This is a genomic window from Rhodococcoides fascians NBRC 12155 = LMG 3623 (assembly GCF_001894785.1).
In the GTDB taxonomy this organism is placed as follows: Bacteria; Actinomycetota; Actinomycetes; order Mycobacteriales; family Mycobacteriaceae; genus Rhodococcoides; species Rhodococcoides fascians.
On record NZ_BCWW01000001.1, the window covers coordinates 649,368 to 672,875 of the forward strand.

The 23,508-nt window shown below is 64.8% G+C and carries 26 protein-coding genes and 1 tRNA gene; 13 read left to right on the top strand and 14 right to left on the bottom strand.

Going from position 1 to position 23,508, the window contains the following annotated elements; translation table 11 throughout:
• Positions 1 to 3 precede the first annotated feature (3 nt).
• The 4 genes from fahA to RFA01S_RS03275 form a co-directional block, all read right to left on the bottom strand.
• Entirely contained in the window at positions 4 to 1,170 is a 1,167-nt protein-coding gene (gene fahA / locus RFA01S_RS03260; RefSeq protein ID WP_032408398.1) for a fumarylacetoacetase, read from the bottom strand.
• Positions 1,171 to 1,189: 19 nt separating this feature from the next.
• The gene (locus tag RFA01S_RS03265; protein ID WP_307718862.1) at positions 1,190 to 2,029 is read right to left on the bottom strand and encodes a hypothetical protein; all 840 of its coding nucleotides are present in this window, start codon (positions 2,027 to 2,029) and stop codon (positions 1,190 to 1,192) included.
• A complete protein-coding gene (locus RFA01S_RS03270; protein WP_032408399.1) occupies positions 1,975 to 3,168 on the bottom strand; it encodes a homogentisate 1,2-dioxygenase in 1,194 nt (397 codons plus the stop codon). The genes RFA01S_RS03265 and RFA01S_RS03270 overlap by 55 nt, the downstream gene beginning before the upstream one ends.
• A gap of 71 nt (positions 3,169 to 3,239) precedes the next feature.
• Positions 3,240 to 3,767, bottom strand: a complete 528-nt coding sequence (locus RFA01S_RS03275) for a MarR family winged helix-turn-helix transcriptional regulator (protein WP_032408400.1) — start codon at positions 3,765 to 3,767, stop codon at positions 3,240 to 3,242.
• A gap of 94 nt (positions 3,768 to 3,861) precedes the next feature.
• On the opposite strand from RFA01S_RS03275, the gene RFA01S_RS03280 reads away from it, so the two are divergent.
• On the top strand, positions 3,862 to 4,071 hold the full coding sequence (locus RFA01S_RS03280; RefSeq protein WP_032408401.1) for a hypothetical protein: 210 nt from the start codon (positions 3,862 to 3,864) through the stop codon (positions 4,069 to 4,071).
• On the opposite strand, the gene RFA01S_RS03285 is transcribed toward RFA01S_RS03280, so the two are convergent.
• Entirely contained in the window at positions 4,068 to 4,436 is a 369-nt protein-coding gene (locus RFA01S_RS03285; RefSeq protein ID WP_238325189.1) for a GAF domain-containing protein, read from the bottom strand. The two genes, RFA01S_RS03280 and RFA01S_RS03285, sit on opposite strands and share 4 nt — an antisense overlap.
• An 83-nt stretch (positions 4,437 to 4,519) precedes the next feature.
• Here RFA01S_RS03285 and RFA01S_RS03290 point away from each other — a divergent pair, with 83 nt between their 5' ends.
• The 4 genes from RFA01S_RS03290 to RFA01S_RS03305 all read left to right on the top strand — a co-directional run bounded on the left by RFA01S_RS03290 (position 4,520) and on the right by RFA01S_RS03305 (position 8,859).
• Complete coding sequence (locus RFA01S_RS03290; RefSeq protein ID WP_032408402.1) at positions 4,520 to 5,401, top strand: dioxygenase family protein; 882 nt, start codon at positions 4,520 to 4,522, stop codon at positions 5,399 to 5,401.
• A gap of 202 nt (positions 5,402 to 5,603) precedes the next feature.
• Positions 5,604 to 7,025, top strand: a complete 1,422-nt coding sequence (locus RFA01S_RS03295) for a lipase family protein (RefSeq protein WP_032408403.1) — start codon at positions 5,604 to 5,606, stop codon at positions 7,023 to 7,025.
• A 51-nt stretch (positions 7,026 to 7,076) separates the two neighbouring features.
• Entirely contained in the window at positions 7,077 to 7,718 is a 642-nt protein-coding gene (locus RFA01S_RS03300; RefSeq protein WP_032368661.1) for a TetR/AcrR family transcriptional regulator, read from the top strand.
• A gap of 31 nt (positions 7,719 to 7,749) precedes the next feature.
• On the top strand, positions 7,750 to 8,859 hold the full coding sequence (locus tag RFA01S_RS03305; protein ID WP_032408404.1) for a CaiB/BaiF CoA transferase family protein: 1,110 nt from the start codon (positions 7,750 to 7,752) through the stop codon (positions 8,857 to 8,859).
• A gap of 114 nt (positions 8,860 to 8,973) precedes the next feature.
• On the opposite strand, the gene RFA01S_RS03310 is transcribed toward RFA01S_RS03305, so the two are convergent.
• Both RFA01S_RS03310 and RFA01S_RS03315 read right to left on the bottom strand, forming a co-directional pair.
• Positions 8,974 to 9,702: an SIMPL domain-containing protein gene (locus RFA01S_RS03310; protein ID WP_228139300.1), complete on the bottom strand. Its 729-nt coding sequence runs from the start codon at positions 9,700 to 9,702 to the stop codon at positions 8,974 to 8,976.
• Positions 9,703 to 9,740: 38 nt separating this feature from the next.
• The gene (locus tag RFA01S_RS03315) at positions 9,741 to 10,292 is read right to left on the bottom strand and encodes a YceI family protein (protein WP_032408405.1); all 552 of its coding nucleotides are present in this window, start codon (positions 10,290 to 10,292) and stop codon (positions 9,741 to 9,743) included.
• Between the two features lie 70 nt (positions 10,293 to 10,362).
• On the opposite strand from RFA01S_RS03315, the gene dhaL reads away from it, so the two are divergent.
• Positions 10,363 to 12,021 carry a dihydroxyacetone kinase subunit DhaL gene (dhaL, locus tag RFA01S_RS03320; protein WP_032408406.1) on the top strand — a complete coding sequence of 553 codons (1,659 nt, stop codon included), beginning with the start codon at positions 10,363 to 10,365 and terminating at the stop codon, positions 12,019 to 12,021.
• Here dhaL and msrC read toward each other — a convergent pair.
• The 5 genes from msrC to RFA01S_RS03345 are packed head-to-tail and all read right to left on the bottom strand — an operon-like array spanning position 12,005 to position 15,856.
• Complete coding sequence (msrC, locus tag RFA01S_RS03325; protein WP_032408407.1) at positions 12,005 to 12,490, bottom strand: free L-methionine (R)-S-oxide reductase MsrC; 486 nt, start codon at positions 12,488 to 12,490, stop codon at positions 12,005 to 12,007. The two genes, dhaL and msrC, sit on opposite strands and share 17 nt — an antisense overlap.
• Positions 12,466 to 13,155 (bottom strand): DUF998 domain-containing protein, encoded by a 690-nt coding sequence (locus tag RFA01S_RS03330; RefSeq protein ID WP_238325190.1) that lies wholly within the window; start codon positions 13,153 to 13,155, stop codon positions 12,466 to 12,468. The genes msrC and RFA01S_RS03330 overlap by 25 nt, the downstream gene beginning before the upstream one ends.
• Positions 13,156 to 13,164: 9 nt before the next feature.
• A complete protein-coding gene (locus RFA01S_RS03335) occupies positions 13,165 to 14,223 on the bottom strand; it encodes a hypothetical protein (RefSeq protein WP_139278369.1) in 1,059 nt (352 codons plus the stop codon).
• Positions 14,224 to 14,279: 56 nt separating this feature from the next.
• Positions 14,280 to 14,711, bottom strand: coding sequence for a very short patch repair endonuclease (locus tag RFA01S_RS03340; protein ID WP_032408410.1), 432 nt, complete (start codon positions 14,709 to 14,711; stop codon positions 14,280 to 14,282).
• Positions 14,708 to 15,856, bottom strand: coding sequence for a DNA cytosine methyltransferase (locus tag RFA01S_RS03345; protein ID WP_174557216.1), 1,149 nt, complete (start codon positions 15,854 to 15,856; stop codon positions 14,708 to 14,710). Before RFA01S_RS03345 ends, RFA01S_RS03340 begins: the two co-directional genes overlap by 4 nt.
• Before the next feature lie 195 nt (positions 15,857 to 16,051).
• On the opposite strand from RFA01S_RS03345, the gene RFA01S_RS03350 reads away from it, so the two are divergent.
• Both RFA01S_RS03350 and RFA01S_RS03355 read left to right on the top strand, forming a co-directional pair.
• Complete coding sequence (locus tag RFA01S_RS03350) at positions 16,052 to 17,845, top strand: ABC transporter ATP-binding protein (protein WP_032408412.1); 1,794 nt, start codon at positions 16,052 to 16,054, stop codon at positions 17,843 to 17,845.
• Positions 17,838 to 19,661, top strand: a complete 1,824-nt coding sequence (locus RFA01S_RS03355) for an ABC transporter ATP-binding protein (RefSeq protein ID WP_032408413.1) — start codon at positions 17,838 to 17,840, stop codon at positions 19,659 to 19,661. Before RFA01S_RS03350 ends, RFA01S_RS03355 begins: the two co-directional genes overlap by 8 nt.
• Here RFA01S_RS03355 and RFA01S_RS03360 read toward each other — a convergent pair.
• Positions 19,658 to 19,999 (bottom strand): hypothetical protein, encoded by a 342-nt coding sequence (locus RFA01S_RS03360; RefSeq protein WP_230595149.1) that lies wholly within the window; start codon positions 19,997 to 19,999, stop codon positions 19,658 to 19,660. The two genes, RFA01S_RS03355 and RFA01S_RS03360, sit on opposite strands and share 4 nt — an antisense overlap.
• Before the next feature lie 305 nt (positions 20,000 to 20,304).
• Here RFA01S_RS03360 and RFA01S_RS03365 point away from each other — a divergent pair, with 305 nt between their 5' ends.
• The gene (locus RFA01S_RS03365) at positions 20,305 to 20,820 is read left to right on the top strand and encodes a putative glycolipid-binding domain-containing protein (RefSeq protein WP_027494613.1); all 516 of its coding nucleotides are present in this window, start codon (positions 20,305 to 20,307) and stop codon (positions 20,818 to 20,820) included.
• On the opposite strand, the gene RFA01S_RS03370 is transcribed toward RFA01S_RS03365, so the two are convergent.
• The gene (locus RFA01S_RS03370) at positions 20,793 to 21,764 is read right to left on the bottom strand and encodes a prephenate dehydrogenase (protein WP_032408529.1); all 972 of its coding nucleotides are present in this window, start codon (positions 21,762 to 21,764) and stop codon (positions 20,793 to 20,795) included. The genes RFA01S_RS03365 and RFA01S_RS03370 overlap by 28 nt on opposite strands.
• 63 nt (positions 21,765 to 21,827) lie before the next feature.
• Between RFA01S_RS03370 and RFA01S_RS03375 the strand changes: the two genes are divergently transcribed.
• The 4 genes from RFA01S_RS03375 (at position 21,828) to RFA01S_RS03390 (ending at position 23,297) form a co-directional block, all read left to right on the top strand.
• On the top strand, positions 21,828 to 22,367 hold the full coding sequence (locus RFA01S_RS03375) for a tRNA adenosine deaminase-associated protein (protein ID WP_027494611.1): 540 nt from the start codon (positions 21,828 to 21,830) through the stop codon (positions 22,365 to 22,367).
• 3 nt (positions 22,368 to 22,370) lie between these two features.
• Positions 22,371 to 22,826, top strand: a complete 456-nt coding sequence (locus RFA01S_RS03380) for a nucleoside deaminase (protein ID WP_032408414.1) — start codon at positions 22,371 to 22,373, stop codon at positions 22,824 to 22,826.
• Positions 22,827 to 22,919: 93 nt separating this feature from the next.
• Positions 22,920 to 23,117 carry a CsbD family protein gene (locus RFA01S_RS03385; protein WP_027494609.1) on the top strand — a complete coding sequence of 66 codons (198 nt, stop codon included), beginning with the start codon at positions 22,920 to 22,922 and terminating at the stop codon, positions 23,115 to 23,117.
• 90 nt (positions 23,118 to 23,207) lie between these two features.
• A tRNA-Ser gene (locus RFA01S_RS03390) sits at positions 23,208 to 23,297 on the top strand.
• Positions 23,298 to 23,508 lie beyond the last annotated feature (211 nt).

Genomic DNA, 23,508 nt, shown 5'->3' on the forward strand with positions numbered 1-23,508 from the left:
GCCTCAGGCCGGAACGATCCGGCCACGTACGTCGCCGAACCCGATGCGCGCACCGTTCGGCCCCGGAGCGCTGGCGGCGATAATGACGTCGTCGCCGTCCTCGAGGAACGTCCGGGTCTCCGATCCGAGTGACACCGGTTCCTTACCACCCCAGGTGAGTTCGATGAAGGCACCGCGCTGATTCTTCTCGGGTCCCGAGATGGTGCCCGACGCGAACAGGTCACCGGTTCGGGATGTCGCGCCGTTGCTGGTCTCGTGAGCCAGCATCTGGGCCGGCGACCAATGCATCGAACTGTACGGCGGACGGGATACGACGTGGCCGTTCCACGTGACGGACAGATCGATATCGAGTGCCCAGGAACGAGATTCGCGGAGGTGTTCGAGTGGCGCGGGGTCCTGAGTCGGCGTCGACACCCGAGCCTGTTCCAACGCGAGCAAGGGGACCACCCACGGTGAGATGGACGTCGCGAAACTTTTGCCGAGGTTCGGGCCCAGCGGCACGTACTCCCAGGCCTGGATGTCGCGAGCAGACCAGTCGTTGACGATGACGGCACCGAACACGTGCTCGGAGAAGTGATCCGGCGAGATGGGGCCATCTGCCGGAATGCCGACGACGAAGCCCATCTCGGCTTCGATGTCCAGTCGCCGACTCGGACCGAACGTGGGTGACGCCTCGTCGGGTGCCTTGCGTTGACCGTTCGGACGCTTGACATCTGTACCGGACACGACAACCGTCCCTGCCCGGCCGTGATACGCCACGGGCAGGTGCTTCCAATTCGGTAGCAGCGGTTCGGCATCGGGACGAAAGAGTCGACCGAGATTGGACGCGTGGTGCTCGGACGCGTAGAAGTCCACGTAGTCCGCAACTTCGAACGGCAGGTGCATCGTGACGTCGGAAACCGAGACGATCGCTTCCGCGGTGGTCGTGTCACTGACGATCATGGCGGTGACGGACTCGCGGACCTCGACCCACCGACTGCGGCCGCGCGCCATGAAAGCATTGAGGCTGGGCGAGGCGAAATCCGAATCGTTCAGAGCGACAAACAGATCGATCACATTGTCGCCGTAGCGGACTCCGACTCGAGCGTCCGAACCAGGAGTACTGAAAATGCCGTAAGGAAGGTTGTCGATTCCGAACTCGGAGTCGGCGGGGATGTCGATGTGCGTCATGAACGGCGCGCTCCTTGGTTCACTGAGGTGGGACGAGTCCGAGGCGGACGAGGTCGTCCAGGGGTTCGCGGATGCTGCAGGTGCCGAACGATGCGAAGGCGCGTTGACCCTCGATCCCGGCGACGAGACCGGCGAGGACGTCGGCGTCCCGGATTGCCAGGATCTTCTCGAGCTCACCGACGCGTGCGCCGCTGTGTGCGGTCTGCGCCGCGAGGATCACGTTGAGGAAGCCGTGTTGCTCGAAACCGTTGTGGGGATCGGTGTTACGGGCGGCATGGTGCAGACCCGCGGTGGCTTTGAAGTGGACCTCGCGTTGTGCCGCCTCGTAGATGGACGCGGCAAGCTCCCGCTCGTCCGGGTACTCGTCGGCCGTGACGCCGCCGGTCCTGAATTTGGCGCGATACCCGAACTCGTCGACTGCGTCGAAGATGTCGTCTCGTCGGGAGTCTCGGGGGATTTCGACATAGATGTCGATGTCCTGAGTGATGTTGCGCAAGGCGTCGATGTTCGTGCCGTCGGGTACGGCCACTTCGACGGCAACGACCGTCACGCCGGCGGTGCGGTCGGCGACCCGCAGGCCTGCCTCTACGCTGCCCGGGCCTGCAGGTGCGGTCAGCGCGACCTCCATCCGAGCGCCCAGGACGAGCTCGTTCACCCGGTCCATCGGAACGACCAACGGGCCGACGAGGTCTGCGAAAGAACTCGCCCGGTACTCGAGATGTTGTGCTGCAGCAACATCGAGTGGTGCATTGCCGGGAGGGAAGGCAGCGGCGTCGTCGCACAGGCGATGGAAGAACTTCGGGATCATCGGTTCGGCCCCCGGCCTGCCCACGTCCACGCGTACCCGGTGTCCTCGCACGCGAGCGCTCCTTCACCGAGTTCGAGGGGGCGGAAGGTATCGACCATGACGGCCAGTTCGTCGAAGAACTCGGCACCGATACTGCGTTCGTAGGCACCGGGTTGCGGACCGTGAGCATGACCGCCCGGATGCACCGAGATCGATCCCTGGCCGATTCCGGAACCCTTGCGGGCCTCGTAGTCGCCGCCGACGTAGAACATGATCTCGTCGGAGTCGACGTTGGAGTGGTAGTACGGCACCGGAATTGCTAGCGGGTGGTAGTCGACCTTGCGCGGAACGAAATTACAGATCACGAAGTTGGCCCCCTCGAATGCCTGATGCGCAGGCGGCGGTTGATGCACACGGCCGGTGATCGGTTCGTAGTCGGAGATGTTGAACGTGTACGGATACAGGCAGCCGTCCCACCCCACTACGTCGAACGGGTGTTGCGGGTAGACGTAGCGGGTTCCGACGATGCCCGTCGAACCACGGTGCTTGACAAGCACTTCGATGTCTTCGCCGTCGGCGAGTAGAGGCTCGGTGGGGCCGTGCAGATCGCGTTCGCAGTAGGGAGCGTTCTCGAGCAACTGGCCGTACTTCGACAGGAACCGCTTCGGTGGAGCGATGTGACTATTGGCCTCGATGGCGTAGGCGCGCAGGGTGCCGTCGGGAATCCAACGGTGCGTCGTCGCGCGCGGAATGAGCACGTAGTCACCCTGCCGTGCCTGCAGCGCCCCGAACACCGTTTCGACGGTGGCAGAACCGGATTCGACGTAGACCATCTCGTCACCGATCGAATTGCGATACAGCGGAGAGGCTTTCGAGGCGACCACATACGAGAGTCGAACATCGGCGTTGCCCAGAACGAGGCGTCGGCCGGTGGCGACGTCGGTGTCCGCCACCGTGGATTCGGGAAACAGCTCGTGCAACTTCAGGTGCCGCGGCACGAGCGGATGGTTGGGCGTCGTCGATTGATCGGGGAGGTCCCAGACCGTGGCATCGACGATGGCCGACGGTATGTGGCGGTGGTACAGCAGAGACGAGTCCGAGGAGAAGCCCTCTTCGCCCATCAGCTCCTCGTAATAGAGGTTGCCGTCGGGAGTTCGGTGCTGGGTGTGCCGCTTCGGCGGAACCGATCCGAGCTGCCGGTAGTAGGCCACGTGCTCTCTCCTGAGTTCTGTCACCGCTTGTAGTAAAGACATTAACTACTTTGACGTGATCTACGCAACCTTCAGTTGCGCCCCCGTACGTCGAACTGGCTGCGGTTGGTGATCAGTTTGGTCAACAGCATCACCAGGATTCGCTGTTCGGGTTCGGTGAGTGCGCTGGCCCATGCGTTCTCCCGTTCGTTCTGTTCGGCGAACGCCGCGACCATCTCATCGTGCCCCAGCGCGGTCAGGGCGAGGCGCACCGAACGTCCGTCCTTCTCGTCGGGCGTGCTGGCGAGCAGGCCGCCGGAGATGAGTGTCTTGGACAGGTTCGACACTGCGGCGCGGCTCATGCCGGTCAGTTCGGCTGCTCGTCGCGGCTCGATCGGGCCGGCGAGCCACGTGACGAACATCAGCCGAAACGATGACCACGACCAGCCTCTGGGGCGATGAACCGTCGACTCGAGGTCGTACGTGACGATGTTCGACGCTCGGTTCAGTGTCAGCAGAACCTCGGTGGCCAGCTGATGCTCGAACCCGTACTCCCGGGCCAGTGTGTTGTTGGCAGTGTCGATGAACGACCAGAAATCGGGCTCGGGTGCGTCGGTCACGGATTCACTGTAGCCACGATCTCATCTGATCAATACCTGTATCACTTCAGTATGCGCAATTCATGTCTCATCCCGGAGGGGTCATGATGGACCCATGAGCTCGAAGAACCTGTTCGGCGGCCCCCGCACCCTGCTGATCGTGGCAGCAGTGGTCATCGTGATCGCACTCGTCGCTGCCGCCGCGACCCTGATCGTCCGCGCCGTGCTCGGACCGCCTGAGGGGGAGAACAAGTTCGAGATCCAGGGTTACTCTCTCGTACAGGTCGATCCCCAGGTCAGCGAGCTCGCGCTCGCCACACGCTAGCCGACTCTGCACCGACCTGCGGGTCGTGTGTCTGCTGAAAATTTCGCCCGCCGCGCGCGAATGTGCGCAGCGGGTACCTCGTGTTCGGGAACAGGCTCGCCGATCCACTCGCAGTCCCGTACGAAGATCATGTTCGACGCCACCGCGTCGGCGCTGTGATCTTCCCGCAGTGGGCCGGAAATTCGGCCGAGGAAGTACTCGCCGTGCTCGGTTCGTGTCCAGACGAAAGATCCGTCCGCGACCTGCTCGAAACGCTCGACCCGTCGTAGCGAGCGTTCGTCGTTCGCCGACATGCCGCAGAGTCCGTAGGTGAGGGCACGCTCGACGCCATTCGGCATCGGGGCGCGATAGACGGCGTCCGGCATACAGCCGAGAGTATCGATGCTGGCCGGAATGCCCAATGGGTGCTAAGTTGAAGATTCAACTTAGGTACTTCGAAGGACCCGCCATGACTTCTGTGATGAACCCGCCCGTCGCGGGTGCCGCATTCGATGCGTTTCTCGCCGACGCAGCACCCGCGAGCCGGTCGCAGCAGATGTGGACCCCACACGACGGGCCGATGCCCGCGCTGTACATCAGTCACGGTGCACCCCCGGTGTTCGACGACGCGCTCTGGATGAACGAACTCTTCACCTGGTCGCAGTCGATGCCCAAGCCGAAGGCGATCCTGATCGTCAGCGCACACTGGGAAGAGGCCCCGTTGAGCCTGTCCGCGACGGCTGCGGCGACACCACTCGTCTACGACTTCGGTGGATTTGCCCAGCGTTACTACTCGATGGAATACCGGACTCCCGACGCTCAGGCGCTGGCTGCACGGGTGGCCGCGGCCATTCCGGCGTCGGAGAACCTGCATCGGCACACCGCGCGCGGACTCGATCACGGTGCCTGGGTGCCGCTGAAGGTCATGTATCCCTACGCCGATGTCCCGGTTCTGCAATTGAGCCTGCCGACGCACGCCCCCGATCGGCTGATGGCGATAGGCGCTGCGCTGAAGGAACTTCGGGCCGAGGGTGTGTTGGTCATCGGTTCCGGGTTCATGACCCACGGACTGCCGTTCCTGTCCCGGGAGAATTTCGCTACGAACACCGTGCCGACGTGGTCCGAGGACTTCGACCTCTGGGCTGCCGACGCCTTGTCTCGCGGTGACGTCGGGACTCTCGCCGACTTCCGCAGTGCCGCACCGGGAATGCCGTACGCGCACCCCACTGTCGAACATTTCACGCCGTTGTTCGTCACCCTCGGTGCCGCCGAGAATCCGGAAGCTCCGGTGACGACGGCCATCACCGGCTTCCAGTTCGGTTTGGCGAAGCGATCTTTCGCCGTCGCGTGACGAACGGGAACTAATCCGTGCAATTGGGCTCGATTCAGTTCTGAATCTTTTTCGGTTTGGGGATTGTTATCCACGCCACTTCGCTCTACAGTTCTGAGCACCATCTCGGACATCGGTGTCCAAGATTGTCGGATGCGCTGTACGAAATGTCGCCGGGCGCGCGTCCTGTGGACCCCGTTGTCCGGCGCGAAGGAGTACAGCCGTGTCTTCTGCCCGATCTTGGACGCTGCGGGTAGCGATCGGTGTGGCGACCGTAGCCGCCGCCGTTGCCGCTACGACCAGCCCCGCTTCCGCTGCACCCGATTCCAGCGGTCCGGCCGGTGTGGAGGTTCAGCCGCCTCTGCCGCCGCTCACGTGGCCGAAGATTCCCGAGTTCGACACCGACTTCTACCTTCCTTCCTCCGACGTGGTGGCAGCGGCCGCGCCGGGCCAGATCATCGCCGCACGGCCCGTCGAGCTGGCTACTCTGAACGTGATTCCCACGCAGGTCGACGCCTGGCAATTGTCGTTCCGGTCCAACAACGGGCGCGACGAGCCGATTGCCGCCGTGACCACGGTCATCAAGCCGCGGGGAGTGCCTGCGGCACCGCGTCCGTTGATCTCCATCCAGGTAGCCGAGGATTCTCTCGCGGCCTACTGCGCTCCGTCGTACGCGATGCGAGCGGGTGCCATCCCCTGGCCGGTGACCGGCGCGGTGACGTCGGGCGCTCAATTCCTCGAAGTGCAGGCGGCGTTGGCGCAAGGATGGGCGGTGTCGGTACCCGATCATCAAGGCCCGAACAATTCGTTCGCCGCCGGGCCGGTCGCCGGTCGGATCACACTCGACGGCATCCGAGCTGCCGAGAATTTCGCGCCGATGCAGTTGGCCGGGGAGGCCACCAAGGTGGGGATGAGCGGCTACTCCGGTGGCGCGATCGCCACCGGGCACGCAGCAGAACTGGCCGAAAACTACGCCCCTGAGCTCGATATCGTCGGAGTCACCGAGGGCGGCACCCCGGCCGAACTCGGGGCATTGGTCGACAACGCGAACAACACCCTGGGATCGGGCATCGTCGCCGCCGGCATCATCGGTGCCAGCCGCGAGAGTCCCGAGTTGGCCGCCTTCATCGACGAACACGTCGACCCGTTCGGTAGAACGTTGTTCGCGGCCAAGGACAACCTTTGTGTCGGCTACTCGTCGGCGCTGCTGCCGTTCGTCAACCTGAAAGGCTTGCTGCACACCGACGGCGACCCGATCCAGCAACCGGTGGTGAAGAAGGCCCTGTCCGCGATGCAGCTCGGCCGCACCACTCCGAACATGCCGCTCTACGTCTACCATTCCAACCCGGACTGGCTGGTGCCGATCGGGCCGGTCAACGCGATGGTCGAGTCGTACTGCAGCCGTCTGGGTGCCGACGTCACGTACACCCGCGATCATTTCAGTGAGCACATCAGCTTGGAGCTGATCGCTTTTCCGAGTGCGGTGTTGTGGATGCGCGACCGATTTGCCGGTGTTCCGGTGGAACCGGGTTGCCGGACGAACGATGTCGGCTCGATGGCGCTCGACACGCGTGCACACCCGACGTTCGTCGCGGCCGTCGGCGAGAAAATCGCCGGATTGTTCGGGAAGCCGATCGGGTCGTGATGGAACCGATCAGCGGGGCTGCGAGCGGTGCGTCGCCTGTAGACTCCCTCGGTGACTGTCGCCGATGATCAGGGCCGCATCTACGCCGGACGATCCTCCGCTGTTCGGAAAGCCGATCGACGAGCTCGGTTCTTGCACGCGGCTATCGAGGTCATCGGGGGACGCGGGTACGCCGCCACCTCGGTGGCGGACATCTGCGCCGCGGCCGGCCTCGCGCGCAGTCAGTTCTACAGTGAGTTCGCCAACCGTGAGGCGCTGCTCGTGGACGTCTACGACCTGATCCAAGACGACGCGCTGGCCGCCGTCGTCGCCGCACTCGACGAGCAGGTCGACCGCGACCGTCGCTCTCTGGTCGTCGCAGCGATGACGGCCCTGGTCGGATCGATCGGTGGTGACCCACGTCGGGCGCGCATCTCTTATCTGGAGATGCTGGGTGTCAGCGATGCCGTCGAACAGCATCGGACGCGCCGTCGTGCGCAGTGGGTGGAGTTCTTCGAGAACACCCTGCGCTCGGAAGTCGGTTCCGATTTCGTTCCCCCGGGTGGATACCGCTTGGCCGCAACGGCATTCCTCGGTGCGCTCACCGAGATCGTCTCCGACTGGTCCCGCACTGCTCCGCCTCGTCCACCTATCGAGCAGATCGTGGACACGATGGTTGCCGTCCTGGCAGCGTTCGTTCCGGACCTGAACTGAACTGCAGCCGGCCGCGCAATACAGTGGACCGATGACAGACGCCACCGGTCCGCTCGCAGGCCTCGTGGTCGCGGACTTCTCTCGTGTGCTCGCCGGACCGTACGCGACGATGATGCTCGGCGACATGGGCGCAGACGTGATCAAGATCGAGCGGCCCGGCAGCGGCGACGACACCCGATTGTGGGGTCCGCCGTACGATTCTGCCGGTACCGCAACGTATTTCAACTCGGTCAATCGGAACAAGACGTCTCGGTTCATCGACCTGCAGTCCGAGAGCGGTGTGGCCGAGGCCCGTGAGATCGTCGCGGGCGCAGACATCGTGATCGAGAACTTCCGCGCCGGAACGATGGACCGGCTCGGTCTCGGCTATTCGGCTGTCGCGCAGACGAACCCTGGCCTGATCTACTGCTCGATCACCGGTTTCGGTACCGGCGGCGGTGCTGCTCTTCCTGGATACGATCTGGTGGTCCAAGCCGTCGGCGGGCTGATGAGCGTCACCGGCCCCGACGCATCCACGCCGACGAAAGTGGGCGTGGCGATGGTCGATATCGTCACCGGTCTGCACGCGCTGAGCGGAATCCTTGCCGCACTGCATCATCGATCGAACACCGGTGCGGGTCAGCGGGTGCACACCTCGCTGATGGCGTCGGTACTGTCCGCACTCAGCAATCAGTCGGCGGCCTACCTCGGGGCGGGCACCGTGCCGGTTCCAATGGGCAACAAGCATCCGTCGTTGGTGCCGTACGAGGTGTTCGAGACCGCCGATCGACCGCTTGCGTTGGCCGTGGGCAACGATCGGCAATTTCAGGCGCTGGTCGACGTGCTGGGTACCCCGGATGTGGCTGCGGATCAACGCTTCTCGTCCAATTCTGCTCGCGTCGAACATCGAGATCAGTTGGTCGACATCCTGAACTCGGCGTTGCGGACGCGTACTGCGGACGAATGGTATCGAGAACTGATGGCCCGCAACGTTCCCGCCGGGCCGGTCAATTCCATCGAGGAGGCATTCGCGTTCGCGCAGTCGTTGGGTCTCGAACCACGCATCGAGGTTCCCGGGGCAGTGGCCGAGGGCGTCCGAAATCCAGTGGATTTCTCGGCGACCCCGGTGAACTACCGGCTGCCGCCCCCGCCGGCCGGCTGAGCCCGTGCGTGGTGGTCCTGCAACTTGTGCTCCACTCCAGGGCTCGAGTCGGCGAATCCCCGGCATGCAACCTCTTCAGTGGAGCAATAGTTGCAGAGGCAGTAACTCGCTGCGCTAGTTCAGCGCCCACTTCACCGACACGGACACGCTGACGGTCTGCTGTCCCGGTTCGATGGGCACTGCCGTGTCGAACGAAGCGGAGTCGCGAAAGCTCGTCGGCTGTTCCTGACCGGTGATCGACTCGGTGATCGACAGAACGTCACCGAGTTCGCCGCCTGCGAGCGACGCATACTGCTCGGCGCGATCGCGGGCGTCGGCGAACGCCCTGGACCGGGCATCGGTGATCAGCTCGGAATCGTCGTCGATCTTGAACGAGACCCCGGAGATTCGGGTCGCGTTGCCACCGGCGGAGGTGGCGTCGCCCAGGACTGCAGACGCCTTCGACAGGTCGCGCACCGTGACCTGCAACGTGTTGGTGGCCTGATATCCGGAGATCGCCGAGGTGCCGCCCGGCAGAGCTCCGGAGTACTGCGGATCGATCGACACCTGCTGCGTCTGAATGTCCTCGCGTGCGACGCCGGCGGCAATCACTGCGTCGGTCACCTCGGTAACCGCAGCATTGGCCTGTTCGATGGCGGCAGTGACGTCCTCGGCTGTGGCCTGAACGCCGATCTGAGTCGTCAACGTGTCCGGTGCACCCTGGACTTCGCCCACTCCGTTGACGTTCACTCCGGGAGGTCCGTCCGGGGACGTGGCCGCTGGACTGCTGCAGCCTGCGGTCAGGGCCACGGCCAACACCAGGGCCGATGCGCACGATCCGATCGTCCATCGATTTCGGTTCACCGCCGTAGTGTCCACCATTGCAGGTGAATTGGGAAGGCTCAGGTCTTGCGATACTCGGCGTCGAACGTCACGGTCACCTCGTCTGCCACCTTCATGGCTCCGAACATCTGCGAATACGGCGTGATCTTGTAATCCGTTTGACGCACAGTAGTTTCGGAACCGATCTGCCATCTGTCGCCGGAGTCGGTGACGTCCACGTCCACGGTGATCTCCTTCGAGACACCGTGTATCTCGACTGTTCCGGCCAACCGATATCCGGCGGCGACGGCAGTGATCTCCTCCGAACGAAATCGAATTGTCGGGTATCGGTTGGCATCGAAGGTCTTGAGTGCGTTGGCTTTTGCCACGATCTTCTCCGGCCCGATCAGCGGTGTCAGTCCGCCCTCACCGTGGATCACCTCGAGTGAGCCGACCTCGGCGGTCAGTGACACCGCGGTGGGGGCGTCCCCGGACCACTCGACCGTCGCGGTCCAGGAGGTCACCGCAATCGTGAGTCGATGCCCCATCTTGGATGCCCTTCCGGTGACATCCGTCCTAACAGCCAACTGCCCGCCGTCCGATGCGTCGAAAGCCCAGGTCTCGGTGGTCATCTTCGCGACTGTAGACGCGCGGCGGCCCGGCAGCTCACCGAAGCCGACAATGGAGGCTTAGTGTGAAGGAATGTTCTCCAATTCTCCTCGAACATTCGTCGCCGACGCCCTCCGCGGCTTCGTGGCCGCCACCGACGACGTCACCTGGCACGCCGATCCCGGATTCCTCACCCGTCGCTATCGCATCTCCGACGGTCAAGTCGCGCTGCTGTCCGGTGGCGGATCGGGCCACGAGCCGATGCATGCCGGATTCATCGGTCGCGGCATGCTCACCGGCGCGTGCCCCGGCCTGGTGTTCACGTCACCGAACGCCCTCCAAGTACACGAGGCATCCAAGGCCGTGGACTCCGGCGGCGGAGTGGTGCACATCGTGAAGAACTACACCGGCGACGTGATGAACTTCAAGATCGCCCGAGAGTTGTTGCAGGAAGACGGTATTGCGGCCGATGTTGTTCTCGTCGATGACGACGTGGCCAGCGAGAGCGAGGACGGCCCGGGTCGCCGTGGCACTGCCGCGACCATCGTCGTCGAAAAGGTGTGCGGCGCAGCGGCAGAACGCGGCGACAGCCTGCAGGCGGTGGTCGCGCTGGGGCGTCGAACAGCGGAGAACGCGCGCAGTATGGCGGTCGCATTGAACCCGCCGACGCTACCGGGTGCCGACGGGCCGTCGTTCGAATTGCCCAAGGAGGAAATCGAACTCGGCATCGGTATCCACGGTGAGCGCGGCACCGACCGGGTGTCCCGGCTGCCTGCTCAGGAGGTCGTCGAGAAGCTGACCGACCCTATCGTGAGCTCGCTCGGATTGAACTCGGGCGAATCGGTGATCGCCATCGTCAACGGGCTCGGCGCAACGCATCCGCTCGAACTGCATCTGCTGTTCGGGGAACTCTCGGAGTACCTCGCGGGTAAGGGCATCGAGATAACCCGCTCACTCGTCGGAAGTTTTGTCACCGCGCTCAACATGGGCGGAGCGTCCATCACTCTGGTGCGCGCCGACGACGAGATGCTCGAACTCTGGGACGCCCCCACCGATGCGCCCGGTTGGCCCAACGCACAGAGCCAAGGCGCGAAACCGGTGGGCGAGCGCGGCGCATTCGGGCCGACGTTCTCGCCGTCCGACACCGGAGAGAAGTCGGCATTCGTCTCGGAGTGGATCGGGTCGTGGGCCCAGCGGGTACTCGACGAGGAGCCCGCGCTGACCGAATTGGATCGCAAAGCGGGCGACGGCGACTTCGGAACCAACATGGTGGCCGCACTGGAACAACTCGACCTCGACGCGATCAAGGAAACCTACTCGGCAGCAACGGTATTCGAAGCCGTGAGCGAGGCCTACCTCGGCCACGCTGGCGGTACGTCCGGCGCACTGTTCGGTATCTGGTTCCGCCAGTTCTACCGAACGATGCTCGAATCCGAGTCATCTGCCGCGGCCGTCGCAGCGGCCGCGCGGGCCGGACTGGACAGCATCACCGAACTCGGTGGAGCCCGCGTGGGCGACAAGACGATGATCGACGCCATTGCCCCGGCTGTCGACGCGCTCGAGAAGGACGGCGGCACCCTGCAGGATGCCGCCGACGCCGCGAATACCGGAGCCGAATCGACCAAGGACATCACCGCCAACCGGGGCCGCGCCAGCTATGTCGGTGAGGCCGCGCGAGGCGTCGTCGACCCCGGTGCGTTGGTCATGGCCTGGTTCTTCGAGGCAGCAGCTAGTTCTACTCCAGCGAGCTGAGAAACACCGCCGCGATCGCTTCGAGGCCGGCCTGATCGTCGGCGTCGAAGCGATCGGGTATCGGGCTGTCCAGATCGAAGACACCGATCAGTTTCTCGCCCTGGTACAGCGGAACGACGACCTCGGAGCGAGTGTTGGCATCGCACGCGATGTGGCCGGGAAAGGCATGAACGTCGGCCACTCGCTGTGTCTCGCGGGTGGTCGCGGCAGCGCCGCAGACCCCTTTGCTCAGCGCGATCCGAACACAGGCAGGCTGGCCCTGGAACGGGCCGACCACCAGTTCGGTGCCGTCGAACAGGTAGAAGCCGACCCAATTGACCTCGGGCAGAGCGTGATAGACCAACGCGGAAAGATTGGCGGCGTTGGCGATCAGGTTGGATTCCTCGTAGACGAGGCCCCTGGCCTGCTCGGCGAGCTGCTGGTACTGCTCTGCCTTGGACCCGTTCAGTGCTGTCGCGGTGAAGGACATGCGCCGAGTCTAAGCGCACACCCCAGCACCACCAGATACGCCGACATCCCGCCCACCTGCACCCGCTGAGCGATGCCGAGGCCGTGATCGCCAGGAAGGTTGTCGGCGATCATCAGCCACGCCGTGGCCAGGGCCGTGACGGCCAGCACCGCGACACCGAGCGTCCGAAGCAGGGGATAGGCCCGATAGCGGAATGCGGCGAGCGTGAACGCGATCATGACCGTGAAAATCGCGAACACCGCGATGGTGCTCGTCAGAGCGTGAAGATGATGAAGCTGTGGGAACAACCCGCTGGGCTCGATCGGACAGCTCGGATCATCGGCGGCCACACACTCGAGTGGCAGTTTCGCGTCGGCGATGGTGGCGATACCGAAGATGCCCGACGCCACCCAGCCGGTGACGACGAGCCGTCGGCGAGGGCTGACGAGGAAACCGAGCACGGCGGCGAGGATCATCAGCGAACCCGTGACCACGTCTGCGGTGGAGAAGAATTCACGATACGGCTGATCGCGGGCATCGAGTTCGCTGAGGAACGACCGGGCCGGGTCGAGCCCGGTGTCGAGGAAGAATTCGGCCACCCACGCGGAGTACAGCACCCCGGCGAGGATCAGAAACACCACCGCGATTACTCGGCGGATATCCACACCTTCGGTTTTCGAGCGCACCGACCAAGGCTAACCAGTGAGCTCGTCGGCAGCTGCCACCGCCAGCGCGACGGCGGAGTCGCAGTCGTCCGCCATGACGGACAGCTCGGGAACCGTGCGGGCGTAACGCGCGGCCGAGTCCTCGTTATCGGGCAGGCCGAGAACGGGGTTGCCCAACACGATGTCGGCCGAACACACCGAATCCGAGTCGCGAGTCTCGACGGTGTAACCGCCCTGCCGGATCTTCTCGCGATCTGTCGAACGCAAGTCGCTGTCGTCGTAGGTGAGCGCGACGTCGAGCAGTACCAGGTTGTCCTCGAACGTTGCCGACGACGCCTCGAAGTGGCAGCCGTACGGATCCGCGGCAGGGTTCCAGCGGTCGACCGTCCAGGTCTCGGGCAGATGCTCCAGAACGCTGCACGGATCCTTCGTGGCCAACGGCAGGTTGTACCTGGAATCGGCACGTAGTGGTGGATCGCTCACGAGGCCGAGTGCGGTCTCGGTGACGGATTTCGCTGCACTGCAGGCGTCTCCGTCAGCAAGATAGACGTCGATCGTGGCGAAACTACGACCCGATTCGGTGAGCACATCGTCCATGGGCCCGGAGGTGGTGCCATCGAACTCGTCGCGAAGCGGGAAGCTGACGCGACACGTCCCTCGGGAGGCGTCGTCGAGGTACACCTGTTCGTCTCCGATCGTGACTTGCTCGAAGTTCGGGTCGGCCGGCGTCGGCTGGTATCCGTTCAGCTTGATCGACACGGAGTCCGTGGCGTCCGATCGCCCAGGGTTGACTTCTGCCGAGCAGCTACTCAGTTCGCCGTCCGGTCGGAGCTGCACCACGGTGCCGAGGGCGGTGAGGTCGTCCTCGGTGAGGAAGCCGCAGGGATCGAGGCTGCGGACGAAGGCCGCCGAGTCGGCCAGATAGCGGTCTGCCTCCGACATCTCGAATCCGTACCGGTTCTGCTCCGTCGGCGACGCACTGCCGGCGGGGAACGCGCTGCCGAGCAACACCACCGCGCATCCACTGGTCGATACCGACATCGCCGCTGCCATCGCCGCAAGCACCCAACTTTTACGCACTGTCCTCATCCCCCGACTCGAATCGACCGATCATCAGGTTGGACGCGCGGGGAGTGCTGTGGGTTTCAGTCGGTCACTATCGGATCTACAGCAAGATCATCGACGACGCGTTGGGCGGCGACGACCGGGTCCTCGTGTTCCCAGATCCGCACGACGCGCCAGCCTTCCTCGATCAGGCGGGTGTCGGTGTCGCGGTCGCGGGCCACGTTGGCAGCCAGCTTGTCGGCCCACCACTGGGCGTTGTTGCGTGGTTTCGTCGCGTGGACGGGGCAACTGTGCCAGAAGCAGCCGTCGACGTAGACCGCCACTTTGCGTCGGGGAAACACCAGATCTGCTCGACGCCGCATGCCCTTCAGCGGAGCACGGTCGACGAAATAGCGCAGTCCTCGTCGGTGCAACTCACGACGCAGCGCCACTTCCGGTTTGGTGTCGCGGCGACGCTGCTTACTGAGCCGTGCACTGGTTTTCGCGTCGGTGACGAGACGTGTCGCGCTCACACCGACACTCGTTGCGTGTACCCACCCATGCGCTCGAGGTGGGCGTCGAGGTCGTCGAGAAAGCCGTCGGCGAAGCGGAGGTTGCCGGCTCGCGCGCGCTTGAGGAACCCGGCCGTGGCTCGCGCCGACAGCAGGGTGGAGTCGTCCAGGAAGTCGATCAGGTCCTCGGGCGGTTCGTGCACCGGTATGGTCGACACGGTCACCTTGAAGCTCGCGCGGTCTCGGCCCCACGCGGCCGCGGGCCAGGCCTGACCGGGCAGCAATGCGGTGTCGCCTGCGACGTCGTAGGGCTTCGGGTCGTCGAGTGCACCGGCCACCCACGACGCCATCCGCACACTGACGGCATTGCCGACGAGCTTCCAGCGATGCCCGGTACGCACTCCGGCGCGCTCGACCGCGGGCAGCGTCCAGTCCGGATCGAACCCCTGCAGCCGCTCGGCCCCGATGATGCCGGGCGTGACGATCTCCCCGGACGGCAACCGCACGGCCGGCGGACTGGCGATGCCGAGGGACGAACCGCCCTTGAGGGTGGGGACGGCGTTGACGGCCCAGCCCAGTCCGCGGGTGCCCTCGGTCCAGTAGAAGCCGCAGGGCGCAGTACTCGGATCGCCGTCGGGCAACGGCCCGGCATCCTGCGAGAACAGCACCTCACGCGGATCGTCGGTGCGCGAGGCCAGCATCACCACGCGCTGTCGACGCTGCGGCAACCCGAACGCACGGGCGTCGACGACGCGGTAGGCCCACATGTAGCCGAGGTCCTCTAGCGCGTCGGTGATGTGTCGCATCGCTGCGCCACGTCCGAGTTGCAGCATGAACGGCACGTTCTCCATCAACAGCCACCGCGGGCCGCGGCGACGTGAGACCAGCCGGAACACCTCGTCGACCAGCCCGGAGCGAGCCCCGGTGATGCCTGCGGTCCGTCCGGCCTGGGAGAGGTCCTGGCAGGGGAAGCCGGCAGCAACGAGCTCGGTGCCGGTGGGCAGGCTGCGCAGCGTGGTGACGTCGGTGTGCAGCGGAACGTTCGGCATGCGCGCCGACAGCACCGCGCCGGCACCCGGATCGATCTCGCACAACAGCTGAGTCGTCCACCCTGCCTCGGCCAACCCCAGCTCGAGCCCGCCGATACCGGCGAACAACCCGACCATCGACCGTGTGCTCACGTGTGCCCTTCTCTCGCCCGACGGGTTCACGTTACTCGAGACTCGGTGTGCTGAGCGTCGGTCGAACTTGACCTCGACCGTGCTCGAGGTTCCACACTGGAATGCGCGCCGCCGAAAATCGGTTGGAAACTGAGCCTGAGCAATGAAATCATTCGGGCACCGCAATAAGGAGAACAACACGTGTCCACGGGTGTGCTCGACCCCGAAGCCCCAACCGTCGTTGAGTCGAACCCGAATGCTGCGCGGACACCCACGTCGCTGCAGCGTTTCGCGCCGTTCCTGGCCCCGTACAAGTGGTTCTACATCGGCTCCATCGTGGTCTCGCTCATCGCTACCCTGACCGGCCTCGTCATTCCGCTGGTGATGCAACGCGTCATCGACGGGCCCATCGCCGACCGCAACTTTTCCGCGGTGTGGTGGCCCGCGGCGCTGATCCTGCTGCTCGGCACCATCGACGCGGCCGGCATCTGGGTGCGTCGATACCTGGTGTCCCGCCCGTCGAGCCAATTCGAGATCAGTGCTCGGGCAACGGTATTCGACAAGCTGCAACGGCTGTCGGTCGCGGCGCACGAGAGTTGGGAATCGGGTCAGCTGCTCTCCCGTGCCATCGCCGATCTCGGGTCGCTGCGCCGGTTCATGGCGTTCATCGGCCCGTTCATCATCATCAATGCCGTCACGCTCGTCGTGGGTATCGGCGTATTGCTCGTTCAAGCATGGCAATTGGGTCTGATCATGTTGGTGACATCGATTCCGTTGGTGATCGCCTGCACCAGGTTCGAGACGCTGTACCGCGTCGTCGCGCGTGATGCTCAGGACCAAGCGGGTGACGTGACGACAACGGTCGAGGAGTCCATCCAGGGCATCCGTGTTCTGAAGGCGTTCGGGCGAAGTGCGCACTTGGGCAAGCAGTTTCTGCGTCAGGCCTACACTCTTCGCGGCACCGAGCTGAAGAAGGTGCGCTATCTCGCGATCATCTGGGCGGTGATCGTCGGACTGCAGCCGATCACCATCGGCGCGATTCTGGCCGTGGGGACCTACTCGATCGTGCAGGGCACGATGACGGTCGGCACGCTCGTCGCTGCCATCGCCATCGTCACGTTCCTGCTGTGGCCGATCGAATCCTTCGGATACCTGCTGGCGGAGTTGAACAACGCGCGGACCGCGGCGGATCGTTACTGGGAGATCATCGACACCCCGGAGACCGTGACGGATCCGGACAACCCCGTCGAATTGCCCGACAAGATCCGTGGCCGAGTGCAGTTCGACCGCGTCGGATTCACCTTTCCCGACGCGTCCTCGCCGCTGCTCACCGATGTCAGTTTCGTCGTCGAGCCGGGGGAAACCGTTGCGCTCGTCGGCAACACCGGCAGCGGAAAGACGGCACTGACGAACCTCGTTCCTCGTTTGTTCGACGCCACCGAGGGCACCATTTCGATCGACGGTATCGACGTGGCGTCGATGCGGCTGGCCGATCTGCGCTCGATCGTGTCGGTGGCGTTCGAGGATCCGGTGCTGTTCTCGGCCAGTGCGCGAGAGAACATCGCGCTCGGCTCTCCCGATGCATCCGATGCCGAGGTCACCGAGGCGCTGGAGATCGCGCACGCAACGGAATTCGTCGACCGGCTGCCGTGGGGCCTGGCCACGCGCATCGGTGAGCAGGGTATGAGTTTGTCGGGCGGGCAGCGGCAGCGACTCGCATTGGCCCGTGCGGTGCTGGGCAAGCCGCGGGTGCTGGTGCTCGACGACCCGCTCTCGGCACTCGACGTGGACACCGAAGCGAAAGTGCAGAAGGAATTGCGGCGCGTGTTGGCGCATTCGACGACGTTGCTGGTGGCTCACCGACCGTCGACTGCAGCGTTGGCCGACCGGGTGCTGTATCTGGAGAACGGAAGAATTGTGGAGCAGGGAACGCACGAGGGACTGCTGGCGTCGTCGCCGCGGTACCGCGACGTCATGGGGTCGATCCATGGCTGAGCAGACCGCAACCGCAGACTGGCGGGGAGTGGGCGGCGAGGACTCGGAGGTCGACGCCACCGGAAACCTGGTGCTGGCCGGACGTTCTCGGCGGTTGCTCGCCTCGCTGGTGCGCCCGTACAAGAAGCAGGCCCTGCTGTCTTTCGTCATCATCCTGATCGACAACATCACCTATGTGGCCGGCCCGCTGTTCGTCGCCTACGCCCTCGATAGCGGCGTCGGTGCTGCCGGACAGGGTGATTGGGGTCCGCTGCTGTGGGCCGTGGGCGGATACACCGGCTTCGGCCTGCTCGGAATGTTCACCACCTACGCGTTTCTCACCGTCTCGGGCCGGCTCAGTCAGAACATTCTCTACGACCTGCGTGGACGCGTGTTCGACCACGCGCAGAAACTCAGTCTGTCGTTCCACGAGAAATACACGTCGGGACGGTTGATCTCGCGGTTGACCAGTGACGTGGAGTCGTTGCAGACACTGCTCGAAAGTGCGCTCAACGACGCGTTGACGGCCATCCTGTCGATGGTCTCGATTGCCGTCATCCTCGTGTATCTCGATGTTCCGATGGCGATGATCGTGCTCGCCGGCTTCGTACCGCTGGTGCTCGTCACCCGGTGGTCACAGCGACGCCAACGCCAGGGATACCGTCGAACACGGGTGGCGATCGCGCGTGTGGTGGTTCATTTCGTGGAGTCGATGGGCGGAATCCGTGCCGTACAGGTCTTTCGGCGTGAAGGTCGCAACGACGCGATTCTCGAGACCGAGGACTCGGAGTACCGGGACGCCACCACCGCGGCCCTGCGCGGCATGGCGAGCTACACCGGAATCGTTCGGTGGATCGGCAACGTCACTCTGGCGATCATCCTGGTGTTCGGTAGCTGGCGAGTGATCAACGGCCACATGGACGTCGGCGTGCTCGCCGCGTACGTGCTGTACCTTCGCCGGTTCTACGGCCCACTCGACGAGCTGGCGATGGTGTTCAACGCCTACCAGTCGGCCGCGGCTGCGCTGGAGAAGATCTCCGGCGTACTCGAGGAAGAGTCGTCGGTGGTTGCCCCGAAGAACCCGGTGTCGATCGGAACGGTGAAGGGAGACATCACGTTCGACGACGTGCACTTCTCCTACGGCACCGAGCGCGTCGTGCTGCCGGAGTTCTCGCTGCACGTGCCGGCGGGTCAGGTGGTTGCCATGGTCGGTGCGACCGGAGCCGGAAAGTCGACGTTGGCAAAGCTGTTGGCGCGCTTCTACGATCCGACCGCCGGATCCGTGCGACTCGACGGCATCGACATGCGCGACATCTCCGACGAGGACCTGCGCCGCAACGTCGTCATGGTGACACAGGAATCGTTCCTGTTCTCCGGCTCGGTGGCCGACAACATCCGCCTCGGACGTCCCGACGCGACGGACGCCGAGGTCCGCGCTGCCGCCGAGGCCGTCGGACTGACCGAGTTCATCGCCTCGCTCCCCGAAGGGATCGATACCGACGTGCGTAAGCGCGGAGGCCGATTGTCCTCGGGCCAAAGGCAATTGGTGGCCTTTGCGAGGGTGTTCCTCGCTGCGCCGTCGGTGATCGTGCTCGACGAGGCGACGTCGAGTCTCGACATCCCGAGCGAGCGGTTGGTGCAGCGCGCACTCGAAACGATTCTGCAGGGCCGGACGGCGTTGATCATCGCGCACCGCTTGTCGACGGTGGCCATCGCGGACCGCGTCCTCGTCATGGCGGACGGCAACATCGTCGAGGACGGAACCCCGGCGGACCTCATTGCGGGAGAGGGCCGCTTCGCACACCTGCACGAGGCGTGGGAGGACTCGCTCGTCTAGGTCCAGGGGGTGATCGGCGGCTTGACCCACATGATCTTCTCGTCGGCGTGCTGGGGCGTCGCCCCGTCGTGACCCGGGTGCTCGGCCGCCCAGGCGGATTTGCGGTCGAGCAACTCGGCCACGATGGTCCACGTTTCCATCGTGCTCGGTGGATGCAGGTCCGCTGCGCGGGCCAGTTTTCGACGGGTGGCGTCGGGAAGATCGAGCAGTTCCGCGCCGCTGATGCCGCGCTCCCAGACGTAGCGCGCCAGAGCGGTGGCCTTGTCCTGTCGGCTCTTCGCGGCCTGCTCGGAATGCGCGAAATCGAACTGGCCGCCGCCTGGGTTCCCTGTCGTCACGGCCATCACCTTAGTAATCGTGAGCGAAATCGACAGGGCCCGGCCGCTGTAAGGCGTCGCACACGGTGGCGGGCCAGAAGTCGACGTCGACGGGGGTCAGCCGAGGCCGAGCGCAGCATGAACGGCCGGGTCGGTGCAAAGAAAAGTCGCGTCCGCTTGTTCTACAGGGGGCCCTGTCGCATACCGTAGGACCCGTGATCACTCAAGCATCGGGTGCAGAGCACGTCTCCGTTCCCGCAACCGCCACCACCGACGCGAAATCCTGGCCCTCGATCCTGACGTGGCGAGCGCACGACGTTCCCCGCATGGAGTCCGTGCGGGTCCAGCTTTCCGGCAACCGCATCAAAGCTGCCGGACGCATCATCGGTGCCGCCTGCAGTGATCATCCCGCGTTCAGTGCGTCGTACGACCTGGTGACCGACGAATACGGCGTCACCAAGAGGCTCTCGGTGCGCACCTCGCTCGCGTCGGGCGACCGGCAGGCCTCGGTCAGCCGCGACGACGAGGGCTACTGGATGGTGGAGAACTCCGCCAACCACCAGCGCTCGACCTACAGCGGTGCCCTCGACGTCGACATGGTGCTCAGCCCGTTCTTCAACACCCTGCCGATCCGACGATTCGGTCTGCACACCCAGGTCCAGGACCTCGAGGTGCCGACGGTCTACGTCAACCTCCTCGATCTGAGCATCCAGGAAGCGACCTTGACCTACAGCAGCGGCGCGCACGGTATCCACGTCATCTCGCCGGTCTCGACATCGTCGGTGACGGTCGACGCCGACGGCTTCGTCGTCGACTACCCCGGACTCGCCGAGCGGATTTGACGCACGACGCCACCGCGTCGCCCCGCGTCCTGCAGGTTCTCGCGCCACCCCGGCTCGCCCGGGGTGACGTCGGTGATGTCGAATCGCTGATGCTGCTCGTACTGCAGTCGCGCCGCATGTCCGGCGTCGACCAGCGTTTCGGTCGAGTGCTGGTCCAATTTTTCGCGCGCTGCGGTGAGCGCATGCAGCGCCTCGTCGAGCGCGGTCCGTAGCGCGGTCGAGTTGCCCTCGGTCATCGCACGGACGAGAGTCGGTGCCGAGGACGCCACCCGGGTGCCGTCTCGAAACGACCCCGCGGCGAGCCCGAGCGCCAACGGCCCGCCCGCGGCCCCGACGATCGCTAACGCCTCGGCCAGCAGATGCGGTAGGTGCGAGATGCGGGCGACGGCACTGTCGTGCTCGACGCTGCCGGCCGGAACGACCACCGAACCGCAGTCCAGGGCCAGCTGGGCCACCCGCACCCACACGTCCGCGTCGACACCGGGGTCCGTGGACACCACCCAGACAGCGTCGGCGAACAGTGCCGGGTCCGTCGCCGACCAGCCCGAGTGGTTGGTACCCGCCATCGGATGGCCGCCGACATAGCGGGCCCGTAGTCCGCGAGCAGCGACGGCCGCGGCAACCTCGGCCTTGACACTCACCACGTCGGTGATCGGGGCGGCGGGTGCGTGCTCGGCGATGGCCTGCAGCACGGAGTCGACGGCAGGCATCGGAACGGCGATGACGATCAGCGCATCCTCATCTGCAGCCCTGGTCAGAACGGTTGTCAGATCGGTGCCGACGTCATAGCCATCGTCCGCAGCCCCGGCAATCGCGTCGGCCGATCGGTTCCAGCCCCACACCCGGCGACCGGCGTCGTGCGCCGCCCGCAGAATCGACCCACCGATCAGTCCCAGACCGAGAACGCACACCGAAGAAGAAGTCACCCGATCAGATTGGCACAGGTGGGTGACTTCCAAGGGAGGTGGACTTCGAATACCGGCACCTACCGGACTACCGTTGCGCACATGGCCGCACAGCGCGCGAACAACAACCGTGCCTCCGCATCGGAGTACGACGACCTCGAAGGATTCGGCGTTGCAGTTGTCCGAGAGGACGGCAAGTGGACCGTGACGCCACTGTCCGACGACGCACTGACCAGCCTGTCGGCAGCAGAGACCGAATTGCGTGAACTACGCAGCTCGGGAGCGGTGTTCGGACTGCTCGACGTGGACGAGGAATTCTTCGTCATCCTGCGTCCCGCACCCAACGGCACCCGCCTACTGCTGTCCGACGCGGTCGCCGCCGTCGACTACGAAATCGCCGCCGATGTCCTCGACGCACTCAACATCGAGATCCCCGACGTCGACCCCGACGAACTCGACGACATCGAACCCTACGAGGAAGGCGACCTCGCTCTCCTCGCCGACCTGGGCCTGCCCGAGGCAGTCCTGGGCATCATCGTCGCCGAGACCGACGACTACCCGGACGAACAACTGCAATCGATCGCCGAGCGGCTGGGCTTCGAGGACGAATTCGCCGCAGCGGTGAACAAGCTGCGGCGGTAACCGATGCCGCTGCCCGACGCGGACATGATCCGCGCAGCGCTGTCGGCCGCAGCCGAGTCATCGGACGCCGACGTCCCCGTCGGAGCCGTCGTGTACGACGCGTCGGGACGTGAGATCGCGCGAGCCTGCAATGCGCGGGAGGCGTCGGGCGACCCCACTGCGCACGCCGAAGTGCTCGCATTGCGTCGAGCAGCCGCCGTCCACGGAGATGGCTGGCGACTCGAAAACTGCACTCTTGCAGTCACTTTGGAACCCTGCACGATGTGCGCCGGTGCCCTCGTTGCTGCCCGCGTCGGCACCGTGGTGTTCGGAGCCTGGGAACCGAAAACCGGGGCCGTCGGCTCGCTGTGGGACGTTGTCCGAGACCGTCGACTCACCCACCGCCCACAGGTGCGCGGGGGAGTGTTGGAAGCCGAGTGCGCCGAAGTGCTGACGCAATTCTTCGCCCGTCAGAGATAACGATCTCGTCACGGGGTGGCCGGAACGTCCAACATTGGGGAGGGTGGAGGGCAGGGCGCAACGCTGCGCTCCGAACTTGCGAAGGAGACACTCATGGGACTCGACGACAAGATCTCGAACAAGACCGAAGACCTCGGCGGCAAGGCAAAAGAAGCCGCAGGTTCGGCAACCGGAGACAGGGACCTCGAAGCAGAGGGCAAGGGCGATCAGACCTCCGCCGCATTCAAAGACGGTGCCGAGAAGGTCAAGGACGCGGCCTCGAACATCAAGGATAAGCTCACCGGCAAGTAGTTGCCGGAGTGCAGCCTGCGGAATGACCCAATGGATGCGCTCTGAGCAGGCGATTTAGCCTCAGGCCGTCATTCCGGTACAGTCTTCTGCGGTGGCGTGTCCGAGCGGCCTAAGGAGCACGCCTCGAAAGCGTGTGAGGGTTCACCCCCTCCGAGGGTTCAAATCCCTCCGCCACCGCCAAAACTCCCCACCCGATCCGTCGGGTGGGGAGTTTTTTTGTGCGCGGGGTGGGGTGGCTGGGTGTTGCTCAACAAACGCGTGCGCATTTGTCAGACGCGAGCGTATTTGCCACCGATTCGGGGTCTACTTCGCGCGCACCTGGCAAACGCGCGCGCGTTTGCGGGATCACCAGGGCCCGGGCGGGGTGGGGTGGCTGGGTGTTGCTCGGCAA

Excerpts from the sequence above, each read along its gene's own strand:
- RFA01S_RS03280 (WP_032408401.1), top strand. The coding sequence starts at position 3,862 with ATGAGCTCGAAGAACCTGTTCGGCGGCCCCCGCACCCTGCTGATCGTG.
- msrC (WP_032408407.1), bottom strand. The coding sequence starts at position 12,490 with ATGTCCTTCACCGCGACAGCACTGAACGGGTCCAAGGCAGAGCAGTAC.
- fahA (WP_032408398.1), bottom strand. The coding sequence starts at position 1,170 with ATGACGCACATCGACATCCCCGCCGACTCCGAGTTCGGAATCGACAAC.
- RFA01S_RS03290 (WP_032408402.1), top strand. The coding sequence starts at position 4,520 with ATGACTTCTGTGATGAACCCGCCCGTCGCGGGTGCCGCATTCGATGCG.
- RFA01S_RS03385 (WP_027494609.1), top strand. The coding sequence starts at position 22,920 with ATGGGACTCGACGACAAGATCTCGAACAAGACCGAAGACCTCGGCGGC.
- RFA01S_RS03305 (WP_032408404.1), top strand. The coding sequence starts at position 7,750 with ATGACAGACGCCACCGGTCCGCTCGCAGGCCTCGTGGTCGCGGACTTC.
- RFA01S_RS03345 (WP_174557216.1), bottom strand. The coding sequence starts at position 15,856 with ATGGTCGGGTTGTTCGCCGGTATCGGCGGGCTCGAGCTGGGGTTGGCC.
- RFA01S_RS03335 (WP_139278369.1), bottom strand. The coding sequence starts at position 14,223 with ATGAGGACAGTGCGTAAAAGTTGGGTGCTTGCGGCGATGGCAGCGGCG.
- RFA01S_RS03355 (WP_032408413.1), top strand. The coding sequence starts at position 17,838 with ATGGCTGAGCAGACCGCAACCGCAGACTGGCGGGGAGTGGGCGGCGAG.
- RFA01S_RS03375 (WP_027494611.1), top strand. The coding sequence starts at position 21,828 with ATGGCCGCACAGCGCGCGAACAACAACCGTGCCTCCGCATCGGAGTAC.
- RFA01S_RS03380 (WP_032408414.1), top strand. The coding sequence starts at position 22,371 with ATGCCGCTGCCCGACGCGGACATGATCCGCGCAGCGCTGTCGGCCGCA.
- dhaL (WP_032408406.1), top strand. The coding sequence starts at position 10,363 with ATGTTCTCCAATTCTCCTCGAACATTCGTCGCCGACGCCCTCCGCGGC.
- RFA01S_RS03285 (WP_238325189.1), bottom strand. The coding sequence starts at position 4,436 with ATGCCGGACGCCGTCTATCGCGCCCCGATGCCGAATGGCGTCGAGCGT.
- RFA01S_RS03315 (WP_032408405.1), bottom strand. The coding sequence starts at position 10,292 with ATGACCACCGAGACCTGGGCTTTCGACGCATCGGACGGCGGGCAGTTG.
- RFA01S_RS03365 (WP_027494613.1), top strand. The coding sequence starts at position 20,305 with ATGGAGTCCGTGCGGGTCCAGCTTTCCGGCAACCGCATCAAAGCTGCC.